This is a genomic window from Janthinobacterium sp. SUN206 (genome assembly GCF_030587305.1).
GTDB classification, from domain to species: Bacteria; Pseudomonadota; Gammaproteobacteria; order Burkholderiales; family Burkholderiaceae_D; genus Janthinobacterium; species Janthinobacterium kumbetense.
In genome coordinates, this window is sequence record NZ_JAPWIB010000004.1 from 63423 (window position 1) to 79190 (window position 15768).

At 63.1% G+C, this 15768-nt stretch carries 17 protein-coding genes; 3 read left to right on the plus strand and 14 right to left on the minus strand.

Annotated elements, in window-relative coordinates; translation table 11 throughout:
• Positions 1 to 10: 10 nt before the first annotated feature.
• From O3300_RS20920 to O3300_RS20940, 5 genes are all read right to left on the minus strand, one after another.
• Positions 11 to 2248, minus strand: a complete 2238-nt coding sequence (locus tag O3300_RS20920) for a methyl-accepting chemotaxis protein (RefSeq protein ID WP_289913197.1) — start codon at positions 2246 to 2248, stop codon at positions 11 to 13.
• On the minus strand, positions 2248 to 2877 hold the full coding sequence (locus O3300_RS20925) for a chemotaxis protein CheW (protein ID WP_289903526.1): 630 nt from the start codon (positions 2875 to 2877) through the stop codon (positions 2248 to 2250). Before O3300_RS20925 ends, O3300_RS20920 begins: the two co-directional genes overlap by 1 nt.
• Positions 2878 to 2879: 2 nt before the next feature.
• On the minus strand, positions 2880 to 3245 hold the full coding sequence (locus O3300_RS20930) for a PleD family two-component system response regulator (RefSeq protein WP_077408483.1): 366 nt from the start codon (positions 3243 to 3245) through the stop codon (positions 2880 to 2882).
• Between the two features lie 36 nt (positions 3246 to 3281).
• Positions 3282 to 3704, minus strand: coding sequence for a response regulator (locus O3300_RS20935; RefSeq protein WP_099666536.1), 423 nt, complete (start codon positions 3702 to 3704; stop codon positions 3282 to 3284).
• An 85-nt stretch (positions 3705 to 3789) separates the two neighbouring features.
• Positions 3790 to 3942: a rubredoxin gene (locus O3300_RS20940; protein WP_010401308.1), complete on the minus strand. Its 153-nt coding sequence runs from the start codon at positions 3940 to 3942 to the stop codon at positions 3790 to 3792.
• Positions 3943 to 4038: 96 nt separating this feature from the next.
• Between O3300_RS20940 and O3300_RS20945 the strand changes: the two genes are divergently transcribed.
• Together O3300_RS20945 and hemL are read left to right on the plus strand one after the other, a co-directional pair.
• Positions 4039 to 4896: a hydroxymethylpyrimidine/phosphomethylpyrimidine kinase gene (locus tag O3300_RS20945; RefSeq protein ID WP_305054006.1), complete on the plus strand. Its 858-nt coding sequence runs from the start codon at positions 4039 to 4041 to the stop codon at positions 4894 to 4896.
• Between the two features lie 50 nt (positions 4897 to 4946).
• A complete protein-coding gene (hemL, locus tag O3300_RS20950) occupies positions 4947 to 6236 on the plus strand; it encodes a glutamate-1-semialdehyde 2,1-aminomutase (RefSeq protein WP_099666534.1) in 1290 nt (429 codons plus the stop codon).
• 2 nt (positions 6237 to 6238) lie between these two features.
• On the opposite strand, the gene O3300_RS20955 is transcribed toward hemL, so the two are convergent.
• Both O3300_RS20955 and corA read right to left on the minus strand, forming a co-directional pair.
• Positions 6239 to 6955, minus strand: a complete 717-nt coding sequence (locus O3300_RS20955) for an HAD family phosphatase (protein WP_305054007.1) — start codon at positions 6953 to 6955, stop codon at positions 6239 to 6241.
• A gap of 309 nt (positions 6956 to 7264) precedes the next feature.
• A complete protein-coding gene (gene corA / locus O3300_RS20960) occupies positions 7265 to 8230 on the minus strand; it encodes a magnesium/cobalt transporter CorA (RefSeq protein WP_077408488.1) in 966 nt (321 codons plus the stop codon).
• On the opposite strand from corA, the gene O3300_RS20965 reads away from it, so the two are divergent.
• Positions 8229 to 8387, plus strand: a complete 159-nt coding sequence (locus tag O3300_RS20965; RefSeq protein WP_161789554.1) for a hypothetical protein — start codon at positions 8229 to 8231, stop codon at positions 8385 to 8387. The two genes, corA and O3300_RS20965, sit on opposite strands and share 2 nt — an antisense overlap.
• Positions 8388 to 8451: 64 nt before the next feature.
• Here the strand turns inward: O3300_RS20965 and mtgA are convergent, their stop codons facing one another.
• From mtgA to mpl, 7 genes are all read right to left on the minus strand, one after another.
• A complete protein-coding gene (gene mtgA / locus O3300_RS20970; RefSeq protein ID WP_369812317.1) occupies positions 8452 to 9198 on the minus strand; it encodes a monofunctional biosynthetic peptidoglycan transglycosylase in 747 nt (248 codons plus the stop codon).
• A complete protein-coding gene (gene aroE / locus O3300_RS20975) occupies positions 9180 to 10007 on the minus strand; it encodes a shikimate dehydrogenase (protein ID WP_305054009.1) in 828 nt (275 codons plus the stop codon). Before aroE ends, mtgA begins: the two co-directional genes overlap by 19 nt.
• Positions 10008 to 10018: 11 nt before the next feature.
• Positions 10019 to 10876 carry an energy transducer TonB gene (locus tag O3300_RS20980; RefSeq protein ID WP_077408490.1) on the minus strand — a complete coding sequence of 286 codons (858 nt, stop codon included), beginning with the start codon at positions 10874 to 10876 and terminating at the stop codon, positions 10019 to 10021.
• A gap of 138 nt (positions 10877 to 11014) precedes the next feature.
• The gene (locus tag O3300_RS20985; RefSeq protein ID WP_305054010.1) at positions 11015 to 13102 is read right to left on the minus strand and encodes a ribonuclease catalytic domain-containing protein; all 2088 of its coding nucleotides are present in this window, start codon (positions 13100 to 13102) and stop codon (positions 11015 to 11017) included.
• A 2-nt stretch (positions 13103 to 13104) separates the two neighbouring features.
• Entirely contained in the window at positions 13105 to 13719 is a 615-nt protein-coding gene (locus O3300_RS20990; RefSeq protein WP_305054011.1) for a chorismate lyase, read from the minus strand.
• Positions 13716 to 14300 carry a YqiA/YcfP family alpha/beta fold hydrolase gene (locus tag O3300_RS20995; protein ID WP_305054012.1) on the minus strand — a complete coding sequence of 195 codons (585 nt, stop codon included), beginning with the start codon at positions 14298 to 14300 and terminating at the stop codon, positions 13716 to 13718. The genes O3300_RS20990 and O3300_RS20995 overlap by 4 nt, the downstream gene beginning before the upstream one ends.
• A complete protein-coding gene (gene mpl, locus O3300_RS21000; RefSeq protein ID WP_305054013.1) occupies positions 14297 to 15685 on the minus strand; it encodes a UDP-N-acetylmuramate:L-alanyl-gamma-D-glutamyl-meso-diaminopimelate ligase in 1389 nt (462 codons plus the stop codon). The genes O3300_RS20995 and mpl overlap by 4 nt, the downstream gene beginning before the upstream one ends.
• Positions 15686 to 15768 lie beyond the last annotated feature (83 nt).

The window sequence follows — 15768 nt, forward strand, 5'->3', positions numbered from 1 at the left end:
GGCGCGGCGTTCAGGCGGCGACGCGGAAGCGCGACACCGAATTTTTCAGTTCCTGCGCCAGCATCGACAGTTTATGGATCGACTGCGCCGTTTGCTGCGTGCCATCCTGGGTCTGCTCCGTCACGCTCAGGATATGCTGGATATTCAAGGCCACGCCGCTGGCCGAACCGGCCTGCGTGCCGGTGGCGAACGAGATGCCCTGGATTAGTTCAGCCAGGTGTTTCGACACCTGGCTGATATCGTTCAAGGCTGCGCCGGCCGCGTCGGACAGGCGCGCGCCCTCGACCACGCCCTGCGTGGACGTTTCCATCGCCCGCGTCGCATCCTGGGTATCGGCCTGGATGGTGCGCACCAGCGCGCCGATCTGCTTGGCGGCGGCGGCCGAGCGTTCGGCCAGGCGCTGCACTTCCTCGGCGACGACGGAAAAGCCGCGCCCCGCCTCGCCGGCCGAGGCCGCCTGGATGGCGGCATTCAGCGCCAGCACGTTGGTCTGTTCGGTGATGTCGGAAATGAGCTCGGTGATTTCGCCGATTTCCTGCGAGGATTCGCCCAGGCGCTTGATGCGCTTGGACGTATCCTGGATCTGCTCGCGGATTTCATGCATGCCCTTGATGGCGTTTTCCACCGCCGTCGAACCCTGCTGCGCCGCAGCCACCGACTGGCGCGCCACGTCAGCCGAGACACTGGCCGATTTCGACACATCGGTAATCGCATTGGCCATCTTGACCACGGTGGCGCTGACGCCCTGGATTTCGCGCGACTGCTGCTGCGACGCGATCAACAGCTTGCTGGAGATGCTTTGCGCCTGCGTCGAGGCGCGATTGACCTGTTCGGCCGTTGCCGTCACCCGCCCCACCAGGCCGCGCAATTCCTCGACCGTGTAATTGACGGAATCGGCGATGGCGCCCGTGATGTCTTCCGAGACGGTCGCCTGCACCGTCAGGTCGCCGTCGGCGACCTTCTGCAATTCGTTCATCAGGCGCAGAATGGCCGCCTGGTTCTGCTCATTCTTGGCCTTGGCCTGCTCTTCCTTTTCCTGCGACAGCAGACGCAGGATTTCCGCTTCCTGGCGCCGCCGCTCGGCGTCGCGCGTGCGGTTGACGGAGTCCTGCAGCAGCACGCGGCCGATACCGGCCGCCGCGATCAGGGTCAGCAACACGCCGCCGACCATCATCCAGAAGGCGACGCCCAGGGTTTCCTGGTTCACGTGGTACATCTGCTGCAGCAGGGTCAAACGCTGGCGCAGGTCTTCGTTCTCGTTGAAAATCAGCTGTTCGGCGCTTTTCGCCGAGCTGAATTTATCGAGCCGGTCAAGTATCGACGAAACCAGCTTCTGGTAAGTGTCGAAGCTGGCTTTCAGCGCCACCAGCCGGTCGCGCAGTTCGGCGTCGCGCGTGGGCGCCAATTGCAGCGACACGCTGCCATTGAGCAGGCCTTCGACGGCGGTGCGGAAATACGTCGTGTCGCGTCCCAGCGAGAACGCCGTTTCCGAGCTGATGCTGCCCGACGACAGGAACTCGCTGGCGCTGCGGCTCATGCGCTGGCTCAGCATCATCAGGCGGCCGATGACGGCCAGGTCGCGCGCATTGCCGCCACGCTGCACCTTGAGCGCGGCGATTTCCTCGGTCTGCGCCAGCAGCGCCGGCGACAGCGCATTCAATTGCTGCAAGGTCTTGTCGAACTCGCCCAGTTCCAGTTTCAGACGCAAGATGGTGCTGGCCGCGCGGTCGCTGCTGGCCCACTTCTTGCGCGCGTCGGCCACCGCCGCCAACAGGGCGGAACGCGACTCGCCGATATCGCGCCCGTGATACGTCCCGCCGCGCAGCATCAGTCGGAAATCCTGATTCAGTTCATTGCGGCTTTCCTCGAGCTGGCGGAAGGCTTCCGGATTGCCTTGCACGGCGTTCGGCGCAGCCTTGCCGATGCGCTGCGAATGCATCAGCGCATCGCTGGCCAGCTGCGTCTGCGCCGAGGCAATATTGCCGCTGCGCGTGTTCAGCCCGACGAACAGCAGGCTGGCGGCCAGGCTCAGGGCCATCACCGTCGACAGGATGCTCAATTGTTTTTGCAGCGGAAAATGGCCGATCAGCGGCAGCTTCCAGTCCCCGGCAGGCGCGCTGGCCAGCGACTTGCGCCGTCCCAGCGCGTCGCGCAGGCGCAGCGGCAGGTCGGCCGTCGATGCCGGCGCTTCCGGAGCGTGCTGCGCTTCGGGCAAGCCGGCCGCCAGGATCGGGGAATGGGCACCCATCAGCAAATATCCTTGTGGTCAGGGAGGCCGTCAAAGCCGGCATCGAGGAAGCGTGCCGACTGCGCCAGCTGCGCCAGGTCCAGGCGCAGCCACTGCTGCCCTTCGCTGTCGCGCAGCGCCTGCGCCGCCCACGATGGGAGCACGCCCTGCGCCGTATCCTGCACGTGCTGCATCGCGCGCAACTGGCGCAAACCCAGCACGCGTTCGACCAGCAATGCGCAATTGAGGCCCAGGCGGGGAGAAAAGGTGATGATGCGGCAGTGATTGCCGGGCGCGCAAGCCGCTTCGCCCATGTAGCGGGCCAGGTCGACGACCCCCGTCAAACGCCCGCGCATGGCCGCCAGGCCCAGATACCAGTCCTGCGCCAGCGGCACACCCTGGATCTGCACACCGGCGGCAATGACGATTTCGCCAAGCTGCGTCAGGTCAAGCAGGCACGGCCGGCCACCGAGCATCACGCCCAGTTCCTTGCGCGCCGCCAGCGCGCCGCTGCGCGCGGCCTGTATCCGCTCGATCAATTGCAGCTGATACTGGCGCAAGCGCCCCTGCCGCGCACCCGTCTCGAAAGATGGCATGGCGGCGGACGGGTAAGCCGCGGTGGATACGCCGTGACCTGGCATCGTCTGCATGCTCAGGAAATCGCGGCGATCTTGGCCAGCAACTCGGCTTCGACCACCGGCTTGACCAGGTAATCGCGCGCGCCCTGGCGCAAGCCCCAGATGCGATCCGTTTCCTGGCTCTTGCTGGAGCAGATAATCACCGGCACGTCCTGCAGTTCGGGATCGCGCGCGATGGCGCGCGTGATCTGGAAGCCATTCGCACCGGGCATCACCACGTCCATCAGGATCAGGTCGGGCCTGGCCTGCTTGAGTTGCGCCAGCGCGTCGGCGCCGTCCTGCGCCGTGAGGACGGCGTAGCCGGCACGCACCAGGATCTCGCTCAGGTAATAGCGTTCTGTCGGCGAGTCGTCGACGATCAGAATTGTGTGTATGGCCATCTGCTTCCTTGCTGCGTTGTCAATCAATAAAACCACTTACTCAAAATGCCCGGCCAGGTGCAGCCGCACGGCCTCCAGCAGCGCCTCGCGCGCCAGCGGCTTGGCCAGGCAGGCGCTGGCGCCTGCCATGGCGCCGCGCGCGCGGTCGAACAGGCCCTCCTTCGACGACAGCATCAGCACCGGCGTGGCGTGATGCGCCGCGCTGGCCTTGATCAGCGCGCAGGTGCGGTAGCCGTCCAGGCGCGGCATCACAATGTCGCACACGATCAGCGCCGGCCGGCAGTCGGCAATTTTTGCCAGGGCCTCGAAGCCGTTTTCCGCCACCACCACGCGATAACCGGCCTCGCCCAGGATCTTCGCGGCCGCGCTGCGTATCGTCGCGCTGTCGTCGATGACGAGTATCGTGGTGCCGGTGCACGCGGCATCGGCCGGCGCCTCGGGCAGAAAGGGACGCGTCATGTGATTATTCGACAATCTTTCATACCATAGCACAGGCTGCCGCGATACCTGCTTGCGGCAGCGGCATCCCATGGACCGCGATCAATTACAGCGCCACCATCTCGAAATCATCCTTGCGCGCACCGCATTCAGGGCAGGTCCAGTTCATCGGAACATCGGCCCAACGCGTGCCCGGAGCGATGTCTTCGTCAGGCAGACCAGCCGCTTCATCATAAACCCAGCCGCAAATAAGACACATCCACGTTTGGAATTGCTGCGTTGTTTCGTTGCTACTCACGTTCTGCCACCCTTCAATCAAGTAAAATGCTGAATTAGGTATCTTAATCTACCCGCCGTGCAAAACCAAACTTCTCCCCTCATATTAAGCTTCGGCGTGTCCGATCCGGTCGGCGCGATCGGCATCCAGGCCGACCTGGCCACGTTTTCAGCCTTTGGCTGCCATGGCCTGTCCGTCACCACGGGCCTGTTGATCAGCGATACGGCGCGCGTGGAAGACGTGCAGGCGGTCGATCCGGACTGGGTTTCCGACCAGGCGCGCGTACTGCTGGAAGACATGTCCGTGGCCGCCATCAAGATCGGCGCGCTGGGCAGCGTGGAAAACGTCACGGCCATCGCTGAAATCGTCTCCGACTATCCGAACGTGCCGCTGATCCTCGATCCCTTCATTTCGGCGCTGCCGGAACAGGGCATGGACGACGAAGACATCCTCACGGCCGTGCGCCAGCTCTTGATCCCGCAAACGACCCTGCTGGTGCTCTCGCCGGTGGAACTGGAGCGCCTGGCCGAGACCTGGCGCGACGCCGATCCGGACGACACCCTGCAAAATGACGTCGACTATCTGGTGGCCCTGGGCTGCGAATACGTGCTCGTCACCGGCATGCCGGCCGACGCCAGCAAATCCGGCACGGCCGAAGGCAAATTGCGCGCCAATACCCTGTTCGGCGAGGACGGCGTCGTGCGCCACGACGAATGGCAGCACCTGCCCGGCATCTTCAACGGCGCCGGCAGCACCCTGTCGGCCGCGGCCACCGCCCTGCTGGCCCTGGCGGAAAACGAAGACGATGTGCCGCAGGTGGTCGTGGCGGCGCAGGAATTCACCACCGGCGCACTGGCCCACGCACAGCGCCACGGCATGGGCAAGCTGGTGCCGAACCGGCTGTTCCTGCAGCAGCGCCCGCGCGGCGGCCAATAAACACTGACCAGACGACACAGACAACGATCCACTTTCAAGGCACGATTATCATGACGACGACTTCACAGAACGACATCCTGTTTACCCGCGCACAAAAAACCACGCCAGGCGGCGTCAATTCGCCCGTGCGCGCCTTCCGCTCCGTGGGCGGCACGCCGCGCTTCATCACGCGCGCCGAAGGCCCGTACTTCTGGGACGCGGATGGCAAGCGCTATATCGACTACATCGGCTCCTGGGGCCCTGCCATCGTCGGCCACGCCCACCCGGAAGTAGTGAAAGCGGTGCAGGATGCGGCCGCGCTGGGCCTGTCGTTCGGCGCGCCGACGGAAGGCGAAGTGCTGATGGCCGAGGAAATCACGCGCCTGGTGCCGTCGATCGAGCAGGTACGCCTGGTGTCGTCGGGCACGGAAGCGACCATGAGTGCCCTGCGCCTGGCGCGCGGCGCCACGGGCCGCGACAAGATCGTCAAGTTCGAAGGCTGCTACCACGGCCACGCCGATTCGCTGCTGGTAAAGGCGGGCAGCGGCCTGCTCACCTTCGGCAACCCGACGTCGGCCGGCGTGCCGGAAGACTTCGTGAAACACACGCTGGTGCTCGACTATAACAACGTGGAACAGCTGAAAGACGCCTTCGACAGCTTCGGCGCGGAAATCGCCTGCGTCATCGTCGAACCGGTGGCCGGCAACATGAACCTGGTGAAAGCCACCCCGGCATTCCTGCAGGCGATGCGCGAACTGTGCACGCAGCACGGCGCCCTGCTCATTTTCGATGAAGTCATGTGCGGCTTACGCGTGGCCCTGGGCGGCGCGCAGGCGCTGTACGGCATCCAGCCCGACCTCACGGCGCTGGGCAAGGTGATCGGCGGCGGCATGCCGGTGGCGGCTTTCGGCGGCAGCGCGGCGCTGATGCACCATATGGCGCCGCTGGGCGCCGTCTACCAGGCCGGTACCTTGTCCGGCAACCCCGTCGCCGTGGCGGCCGGCATGGCCACCTTGAAACTGATCCAGCAGCCAGGCTTCTACGAGCAGCTGGGCGCCACGGCCAAGCGCCTGGCCGAAGGCCTGACGGCCGCCGCCAAAGAAGCGGGCGTGGTCTTCTGCGCCGACTATATCGGCGGCATGTTCGGCATTTATTTCAGCGCCACCCCGCCGACCAGCTACGCGGAAATGATGGCGGGCGACCGCAGCAAGTTCAATGCCTTCTTCCACGCCATGCTGGACGAAGGCGTGTACTTTGCGCCCGCCGCCTTCGAGGCGGGCTTCGTCTCGGCGCAGCACGACGATGCCGTCATCGACGCCACCATCGCTGCCGCACGCAAGGTGTTTGCCAAGCTCGCGTAAAGTTACACCACCGCGGTGTCCATCACCGCGGCCACCAGCGCCGGCAGGCTGGCCATGTCGCTGAACACGACATGCGCGCCAGCCGCCTTCAGGCGCGCTTCCTGGCCGGCGGCGATATGCCCGCCGCCAATGAATCCCAATACCGTCATGCCCGCCGCCACGGCGGCCGTCACGCCCGTGACGCTGTCTTCCAGCACCAGGCACTGGCCAGGCGGCACGCCGAAAGCAGCCGCCGCTGCCAGGTACAGGCCCGGATGCGGCTTGGCGTGCCCCACCAGGTCCGGCGTGAAAACGCGCTTGTCGAACAGCGGCGCCATGCTAGTCCGCTCGAGCGACGACAGCACGCGCGCGCTGACGCTGTTCGAGGCCACGGCCTTGGGCAGGGGAATGGCGGCCAGCGCCTGCGCCACGCCGGGCACGGCGCGCAACTGCGCATCGCAGGCCACATCGACGGCGTTGCCGATGGCCATGATCTCGTCGGCCGGCAATTGCGGCAAGCCCAGCTCCTTGTAGATGTCCTGCATCAGCGGCACCAGGCGCTGGCCCAGGCGCGGCTCGATCAAGCCCTGCAGGGTGACGCCCTCGGGCAGGTTGGGCAGGCGCGGCCCCAGCAATTCCAGCAGCGCTTGCAGGGCCACGGCCTCGCTGTCGACCAGCACGCCGTCGCAGTCGCTGATCAGGTGGGTAAAGCGCGTTGGGATGGTGGCGGTATCAGGCATGGACTCTCCAGAAGGCAACAGTGACGGGAAATGCGGCGGCCAGCCGGCCAAGGCTGGCATCGCAACGATCATAGGTGGAACGGGCGGACGCTACCACGCAGAAAACGTCTGAATGACGATACTTTTCTGCCAAAGGCAGCCAACGGGGAAAGAATCGGGCGTCAGGCAAGCGGCTACGCGAAAATACCAATTCAATACCACGCAACACCAGTGATTATCGCTGATTTTTGAAATTGCTGCGCTCGCATTGAAATCCGGACAAGATCCGGTGGTGGCGCCGGGGCGCGGACGCGTCCCGGCGACAAGGGCTTATTTCAGCCAGCCGCGGTGGCGGAAGTACAGGAAGGGGGCGATGGCGCTGGTAACCATCAGGCCCCAGGCCCACGGATAGCCGAACGACCATTCCAGTTCCGGCATCAGCTTGAAGTTCATGCCGTACACGCTGGCGATCAGGGTAGGCGGCAGGAAGGCAACGCTGGCCACCGAGAAGATCTTGATGATCTTGTTCTGGTTGATGTTGATGAAACCGACGGTGGCATCCATCAGGAAGTTGATCTTATCAAACAAGAAAGACGTGTGACCGTCCAGCGATTCGATGTCGCGCAAAATCTGCCGCGCTTCCTCGAACTGCTCGGAATTGAGCAAGCGGCCACGCATCAGGAAACTCACGGCGCGGCGCGTATCCATCATGTTGCGGCGGATGCGGCCATTCAAATCTTCCTCGTGGGCAATGGCATTCAGCGCTTCGGCCGCGTGCGCATCCGTAAATTCCTTTTGCAGCACGCGCGTGCTGACTTCTTCCAGGTTCTGGTAGATGCCTTCGAGCACGTCGGCCGAGTATTCGGCATCGGTGGCGTACAGGTCGAGCAGCACGTCCATGTAGTCGGCAATCGAGCCTGGCCGCGAACGGGCGCGCATGCGCACCAGGCGGAACACGGGCAAGTCGTCCGTATGCATGGAAAACAGGATCTTGCGGGCAAGAATGAAGGCTACCGTGATGACGCGCGAGGGACCGTCGTCTTCTTCGCGCAGGAAGTCCGTGCGCAGATGCAAGTCGCCGTTTTCCGCTTCGTAATAGCGGGCCGACGCTTCAATATCCTTGACTTCGTCTTCGCCCGGCAGGGTGACGTTGTAGATGGCCTTGACCCAGGCCCGTTCATCATCGGTGGGGTCGGTCAGGTCGACCCACACCGGTTCGGCATTTTCGAGGTCTGCGCGGCTGTCGATCGGCACCTGGTTGAGCCGGCCATTCTGTAATACAAAGACATTGATCATGCGCGCTCTCAGCCGGATGTTGGGTTATCGTGATGTGCTGGCGCTGGCGCCAAAAATGAAAACAGCGCAAGTGTACCCGCAAAGGCCTTTTCACGACCACCCCCGGCACCGCTTTTTCACGGAAAAAGTGCGGCGTTGCACCAACCGGGCCGATTAAGATGCTGCGCCGCAATAATGCCAATCAGGCAGCCTTGATTTTATGCAAAGAAATTCCACTATCCTCAAGGCAATTCCGCCGCCCCCATGCGGCGCAGGATGACACTGGTACGCCGGTTCAGGTAGCCCGTATCGCGGTGACGGTCATAATAGCGGGGATTCGGCAGCATCACGGCCAGTTTTGCCGCCTGTCCGGCGCTCAGACCCGCCGCGCTGACCCGGTAATAGTGGCGCCCGGCCGCTTCGGCGCCAAAGATGCCCGTGCCAAACTCCACCACATTCAAATAGATCTCGAAAATGCGCTGCTTCTCCATCAGGCTTTCCAGCATATACGTGATGATCAATTCCTGGCCCTTGCGCACATAGCTGCGCGAGCCGGAAAGGAACAGATTCTTCGCCAGTTGCTGCGTGATGGTGGAGCCGCCCGCCACGACCTTCTGCTTCTTGCTGTTTTTTTCATATGCCTTTTGCAAGGCTTCCCAGTCCACGCCTTCATGCTCGGAAAAATTCGCGTCTTCCGAGGCGATGACGGCCCGTTTCAGGTTGTTCGAAATGCGGTTGTACGGCACCCACGTCTGCTGGATGGTGGCGTTGGGATTCTTGTCCTGCAAGACAGACAACTGTTCGCGCATGAAAGCCGTGCTGGACGGGTTATGGTCGACCCACCACCAGATTTGCAGGAAGAAATACAGTTGCACGACGATAAACGCCAGCACGGGCAGGATGAGCAGCCACTTGATCCAGCCGTAGCGGCTGCCGCTGCCGCCCTTGCGCGCGCCCTTCTTGCCGGCGCTCACAGGGCACTGCGCAATTGCGCCAGCAAATCCTGCGTCTGCGGCCGCACGCCGCGCCACACGTAAAACGCTTCGGCCGCCTGTTCCACCAGCATGCCCAGGCCGTCGCGCACCTGCGCGCCATGCTGGGCGGCAAAGTCCATGAAGACGGTGGGCTGGGCGCCGTACATCATGTCCAGCGCCAGGGTGTGGCTGCCGAAAATACCCGGCGGCACGGGCGGCAAGTCGCCCGCCAGGCTGGCCGAGGTGGCATTGATGACGATATCGAACTGGCCATCGGGCTGCGCGAAGCTGCCGGCGCGCAGCTGCCCGGGGTGCGCCAGCGCATCGGCAAACTGCGCCACCAGCGCCTCGGCCGTAGCCACGGTGCGGTTGGCAATGAACATTTCCTGCGGCCCATGCTCCAACAAGGGCAGCACGACGCCGCGCGCCGCGCCGCCGGCGCCCAGCAGCAGGATGCGCTTGCCCGCGACGCTCACGCCCGCGTTGCGCACGATGTCCGCCACCAGGCCCGCGCCATCGGTATTGTCGCCAAGAATGGTTTCATTATCGAAACGCAGGGTATTGACGGCGCCGGCCGCTTGCGCACGCGGCGTCAGCTCGGTGGCCAGCGCGCACGCGTCCAGTTTAAAGGGCACCGTCACGTTCGCACCCTTGCCGCCCTCGGCGGCAAACGTACGGGCCGCCAGGGCAAAACCGTCGAGCGGTGCCAGCCGGCGATCGTAGACCATGGCCTGGCCTGTCTGCAAGGCAAACGCGGCGTGGATCAAGGGGGACTTGCTGTGGGCGATGGGATTGCCGAAGACACAATATTGATCGGGATTCATTTCTTGCTTGTTCAATTGCTGCCGCCAGTCAGGTTAGCTTCCATTTTTTCTTCGCGCGTAAATTTGAAGCGGGTGATGACGACCCACAGGTCATCCTTGTCACTCGACAACATATTCGGTGGAAAACGGCCATACGGCGCCGCGCGGCGCACGATGGCCAGGGCCGCCGCATCGAGCGCCGGGTTGCCCGAGCTTTTTTCCACGCGGGCGCCGCCTTCCTTCTGGTAAATCGTGCCGTCCTGGAAGATGGGGATATAGACGACCAGTTCGCCATACATCTTGCGGCCATTCTTTTGCGGGAAATTCAGGGTGCCGATTTCCTCGATGCGCTTTTGCAGGGTCTTGTAATACATGGCATAGCCGACTTCCTGCGTGCTGGGCGTAATAAAAGTCTTGCGCGGACGTTTATTCTGGTCTTCCACGGTCTGGCTGATTTCGGCCGCCATGCGGGCGATGGCCTTACTGCTTTCCATCAAGTCCGAACCGCTGGCCAGGGGATTGGGCTTGTCCTTTTCCGTGACGGGCGCGGCGCTGTAAGGCGTCGGCTTGGCCGCCTGCGTCAGCAATTCCTGCTGTTTTTGTTCCAGTTCGGCAATGCGCCGGGCGCTGGCCTTGACGCTGTCGCCCTCTTCCACCTTGCGCATGTCGGGCAAGGGCGACTTGGCGCGCCCCTTGTCGGCCTGTCCACCACCGTCGAGGTTGGCTTGCGCCAGCGCCTCGGCCTTCAGCGGCTTGTTCGCATGCTTGGCATTGACCAGGATCACTTCCAGGCCGGGATCGGTGGCCACGGCCCGTTGCGGCGCCGGGGCGACAAAATGCATCGCCAGCAAGGCGCCGTGCGCCAGCAGCGATACCGCCACGGCTATCATCAGGAAACGATTCTCTCGGAAAGACTTCACGCGCAACCCAGTTCGCAACAAGCACACCATTCAAGATGGCTGAATTCTACGTCAAAGGGCGGTGCCGGCAACAGTTTTCAGCACCGCCTTTGTGGCTTGACGGGCGCCTTACTTGACCTCGGGTTCGCTGACCACGTCTTCGCTGGCCAGTTCCGCCACTTCCGCATCGGCGTCGCTGACCTGGTTCGCCGCTTCCGGCGCTGGCTCGGTCGCCACGTCGCCTTCGTCGGCCACGTCGTCGCCCGATTCTTCCTCATAGTCCAGCTCGGTATCGGCCGCCGCATCCGGCACGGTGGCGATTTCCAGCAGGCGCGCTTCGATGCTCAGGTCGACTTCATCCCAGCGCAGCAAGTCCAGCTTCACCTGGGCGCCGCGCGCCACCGATGGCATGCCCGGCAGCTTGATGACCAGCGGAATGTCGACCAGGCGCAGAATTTCATCTTTCAGCACGACGGCATCGACCTGGCGCGCGTTTTCCTGGTGCAGCCAGCGCAAGCACCAGTAGCGTTCCATGTTCGACTGGAAATCGCCATACGCGGCATAGGCGGCGTCGAAGGCCGAGACGATGGCGAACAGATTCGCGTCGCGCGGCTTGAACGGGGCCACCAGCGGCGCCGTCACGCCATGCTCGGCGCAGGCGATGATTTGCCACTGGTTCACCAGGTCCGTGTAGCGGCGCAAGGGCGAGGTGCTCCACGCGTACTGATCCACGCCCAGGCCCTGGTGCGGCGCCGCATGGGTGACCATGCGCACCTGCATCTTTGCCGCCCAGCTATTGCCGCTGCCGCCGCCCTGGCTGCGGTAGATGCCCGGCACGCCATGGTCGTGCAGCATCTTGCCCCAGGTACTGTTGGCAAAAATCATCAATTCGGCAACGATCTTATCCAGCGGCGCGCCACGCTTGCGGCGCGCCACGGTGACGATATCATTTTCCACATAGAAATTGAAATCAACGCGGTTATTCTGCTCCGGCTTCAAGCCAAACGCTTCGCGCTTTTTCATGCGGCCCTGTTCCAGCTGCTGCGCCCATTGCCACAGCACGGCAAAATCGGCCTTGTGCGGATACTCGCCTTCGCCGCTGGCCAGGGTTTCCTCGTTGACCAGGTCGTCCAGTTGGTTATGGCGCAAATTGCTGGCGATCGGCACCAGTTCCGCGCGCGTGTGCGTGCTGACAACTGCCCAGTCCGCTTTCGGGTCCAGCGTGGCGTACAGCGACAGGGCCGGGCACGTCGTGCCTTCGGCAAGGGTGAACGCATTCACGATTTCATCCGGCAGCATGGTGATCTTGTCGCCCGGCATGTAGACGGTCGACATGCGCTGGCGCGCCATCTTGTCGATCACGTCTTCCGGTCGGATGCCCAGGCCCGGCGCGGCGATGTGAATACCTACTTTCACGGTGCCATCCGGCAATGGTTGCACGGAGAAGGCATCGTCGATCTCGGTGGTGGTCACGTCGTCGATCGAGAAGGCGGCCACGTCGGCCAGCGGCAGCTTGGCCGTCACGGATGGCACGGGCACGCTCGGGAAGCCGGCGCCTTTCGGAAAATTCTCGAAGAGGAATTTCGACAGGTGCAAGTCTTTCGGCGAAGCAATACCACCGACGGCCAGCATCAAACGCGGCGGCGTCGTGTGCAATTCCGTGCACGCCGCTTCCAGCGCCTTGTATTCGATGGTGTTCTTGTCCGGCTTGAACAGCAGTTGCAGCACCATCGGCTGCATGGAGGCAGGCAAGCGGTTCTGTTTCAACTCTTCCACATACGCGGCTTGCACCAGCGCCTGCTGTTTTTTCTTTTCGATGCCGGCCAGGGCCGCCTTCAGGGACGCTTCCGGCGCCGCCTTGTAGCGGCCACGGCCCTTCTTGTAGAAATACACGGGCGCCGAATGCAGGGCCAAGATCAGGCCGGCAGCTTCCGGCGGCAATGGTGCGTGACCGAAATACTCGGCGCCCAGCTCGGCAAAGCCGAACTCGTCTTCGCCTGCCACTTCCCACAGGAAATCGAGGTCGATCTCGGCAGCAACAGTCTTGGCTTGCTCGAGCAGTTCGGCCGGGGACGGCTTTTCATACTGCAGCAGCACATCCTTGACCTTGACCTTGGTGCGCTTGCCGCTGGCCATTTCGACCTGGTACGCTTCACCCGCTTGCGACAGGACCGTGCCGACCTTGAAATCGCCGGATTCTTCAAAAAATAGATTCATTGTTATGCTTTGTTTATTAATGTGTCGGTTGCAACGGTGCGAGTGACGGACATCAACTCCAGCACCGCCGGCAAAAATACTTCGGTTACCAGCAGCAACCCCTGGTGACGCTGGTACAGGCAGCGGCGGGCAAAAAACAGCGACTTGTCACCGACGCGCTGCCCGTCCCCTGCCAGCGCCGCCTGCGCCCGCTGCACCAGCGGGTGCCCGGCGCGCAAGCGGGCAAATTCCAGTTCACCGCGCCGTACCATGCGGTCGCCAAACAGGGTCGTGCCCAGCGAACGCTCGCCCAGCGCGGAAAACAAGGGCCAGTCCGTGGCCGTCGCCTGCATGGGCACGACGGTATGGCCAAACACGGCCGGTTTGTTATCACAACGCAACAGCACTTCGCGTTCCCACACCCGGCCCGCACGGTGCAAACCGATGATGGCGGCCTCGTCGGTCAAACAGCGCGATGTTTCCTGATGCAAACATTGCACGCGGAACGCGCTGCTATGCGCTTTCAGCTTGGCCGTCAGCGAACCGCCGCCCGTCAGCCAGTGGCGCAAGGCCGGCGGCGCATTAACGGCATTCACGTGCGCATGCCATTGCGCCTGGCGCAGCGAACCCGGCCTCACCGGGCAGAGTCCGCGTCGATGCCGCAAAAGGCCAGCACGGGCGCCAGGTATGCGGCAAATTCGCTGATGCCATGGTCGCTGCCATCGATGACGCACTGCTGCGCCCCCTGATAATGCGCCACCATGTCGCGGTAGTCGAGTACTTCATCGCCCGTGGCGGCAATCAGGAAACAACGTTGCGGCTGCGTAATTTTCTCTACAGCAAACGTACGCAGCTCATCGATGTATTCGCGCTTGAACTCGAATGGCTTGTCCGAATGGAATTCGGTCGTCACGCCCACATGTTGTTCCAGGTCAATCAGGGGAACAATCGCCGGATTGAGCAGCACGGCGCGGCAACCGAGCTGTTCGGCCAGCCAGGTGGCGTAATAGCCGCCCAGCGAGGAGCCGATAATCGTCAGGTCGGCCGGCGCCACCTCCTTGACCAGCGACAAGGCCAGTTCGATGGCCAGCTTGGGCGAGGCCGGCAACTGCGGGCACAGCCATTCTGCTTCGCGGCCCAGCGCCTGCATCTGCGCGGCCAGCAGGCGCGACTTCATCGACAGGGGCGACGAGCGAAATCCATGCAGGTACAGAATCATCGGCCCAGCGCCTCCAGCAACTTCTGGTGCACGCCGCCAAAGCCGCCGTTGCTCATGACGACGATCTGGTCGCCGGGACGGGCGGCAGCTGCCACGGCCGCTACCAGCGCATCGATGTCTTCATAGGCGCTGGCAATCTGGCCCAGCGGCGCCAGCGCGTCGCCCAGGCTCCAGCCCAGCGCGGCATGGCTGCCGAAACCGAAGACCAGGTCGGCATCCTTCAGGCTGCCGGGCAGCGCATCTTTCATGGCGCCCAGCTTCATGGTGTTCGAACGCGGCTCCAGCACGGCCAGGATGCGGCCGATGTTGCCAATGGTTTGGCTCATTTTTTGGCGCAGCCCGCCCACGGTGGTGGCAATGGCCGTCGGGTGATGCGCGAAATCGTCGTACACGGTAATGCCGTTGACCTCGCCGCGCACTTCCATGCGGCGCTTGACGCTCTCGAACGTGGCCAGCGAGACGCACGCCTGGGCAATCGGCACGCCCACGTGGCGCGCGGCGGCGATGGCCGCCAGCGCATTGCTGCGGTTGTGCTTGCCCGTGAGCGCCCACGCCACATGGCCTTCCTGCTGGCCATTGAAGTACACGTCGAAGCTGCCATCGGCCTGCTCTTGCAGTTGCCAGTTGGCATCTTGACCAAAACTTTCTTTTTCGCTCCAGCAACCGCGCGCCAGCACGCGCTGCAGCGACGCTTCATCGCCGTTGAACACGAGGCGGCCGATGCCGGGCACGGTGCGTACCAGATGGTGGAATTGCGTCTCGATCGCGTGCAGATCGGGGAAGATGTCGGCGTGATCATATTCCAGGTTATTCATGATGGCCGTCTTCGCGTGGTAATGCACGAACTTGCTGCGCTTGTCGAAGAAGGCCGTGTCGTATTCATCGGCTTCGATGACGAAGAAGTCCGAATCGGCGCTTTTGCCGTCGATCTTGCCGCTGAGGCGGGCGGAAATGCCAAAGTTCATCGGCACGCCGCCGATCAGGAAGCCCGGCGCGTAGCCCGCGTCTTCGAGTATCCAGGCCAGCATGGCCGACGTTGTCGTCTTGCCATGCGTGCCGGCCACGGCCAGCACCCACTTGTTGCGCAAGATGTGTTCGCCGATCCACTGGGGGCCGGACACATACGGCAGGCTGCGGTTGAGGATTTCTTCCACCAGCGGGTTGCCGCGCGAGACCACATTGCCAATCACATACAAATCCGGGTTCAGCTTGGTTTGTTCCGGATCAAAGCCCTGGATCAGTTCGATTCCCTGCGATTCCAGCTGGGTGCTCATCGGCGGATACACGTTGGCATCGCAACCAGTGACTTTATGGCCGGCTTCCTTGGCCAGGACAGCCAGGCCGCCCATGAAGGTACCGCAAATGCCGAGAATATGAATATGCATGTGATCAGTGCGAAAGGTGCACGCTTAAGTAAGTAAGACGGTGAGATAAAAAACAGCAAGTGCAGGATTTTACCTGACGCCAT

What these genes read in the sequence shown, in the direction of transcription:
- corA (WP_077408488.1), bottom strand. Translation starts at nt 8,230, where the DNA reads ATGATCAATGTCTTTGTATTACAGAATGGCCGGCTCAACCAGGTGCCG.
- O3300_RS20985 (WP_305054010.1), bottom strand. Translation starts at nt 13,102, where the DNA reads ATGAATCTATTTTTTGAAGAATCCGGCGATTTCAAGGTCGGCACGGTC.
- O3300_RS20930 (WP_077408483.1), bottom strand. Translation starts at nt 3,245, where the DNA reads ATGGCCATACACACAATTCTGATCGTCGACGACTCGCCGACAGAACGC.
- O3300_RS20955 (WP_305054007.1), bottom strand. Translation starts at nt 6,955, where the DNA reads ATGCCTGATACCGCCACCATCCCAACGCGCTTTACCCACCTGATCAGC.
- hemL (WP_099666534.1), top strand. Translation starts at nt 4,947, where the DNA reads ATGACGACGACTTCACAGAACGACATCCTGTTTACCCGCGCACAAAAA.
- O3300_RS20940 (WP_010401308.1), bottom strand. Translation starts at nt 3,942, where the DNA reads ATGTGTCTTATTTGCGGCTGGGTTTATGATGAAGCGGCTGGTCTGCCT.
- O3300_RS20995 (WP_305054012.1), bottom strand. Translation starts at nt 14,300, where the DNA reads ATGATTCTGTACCTGCATGGATTTCGCTCGTCGCCCCTGTCGATGAAG.
- mpl (WP_305054013.1), bottom strand. Translation starts at nt 15,685, where the DNA reads ATGCATATTCATATTCTCGGCATTTGCGGTACCTTCATGGGCGGCCTG.
- O3300_RS20980 (WP_077408490.1), bottom strand. Translation starts at nt 10,876, where the DNA reads ATGATAGCCGTGGCGGTATCGCTGCTGGCGCACGGCGCCTTGCTGGCG.
- aroE (WP_305054009.1), bottom strand. Translation starts at nt 10,007, where the DNA reads ATGAATCCCGATCAATATTGTGTCTTCGGCAATCCCATCGCCCACAGC.
- O3300_RS20920 (WP_289913197.1), bottom strand. Translation starts at nt 2,248, where the DNA reads ATGGGTGCCCATTCCCCGATCCTGGCGGCCGGCTTGCCCGAAGCGCAG.
- O3300_RS20925 (WP_289903526.1), bottom strand. Translation starts at nt 2,877, where the DNA reads ATGCAGACGATGCCAGGTCACGGCGTATCCACCGCGGCTTACCCGTCC.
- O3300_RS20935 (WP_099666536.1), bottom strand. Translation starts at nt 3,704, where the DNA reads ATGACGCGTCCCTTTCTGCCCGAGGCGCCGGCCGATGCCGCGTGCACC.
- O3300_RS20965 (WP_161789554.1), top strand. Translation starts at nt 8,229, where the DNA reads ATGCGCGCTCTCAGCCGGATGTTGGGTTATCGTGATGTGCTGGCGCTG.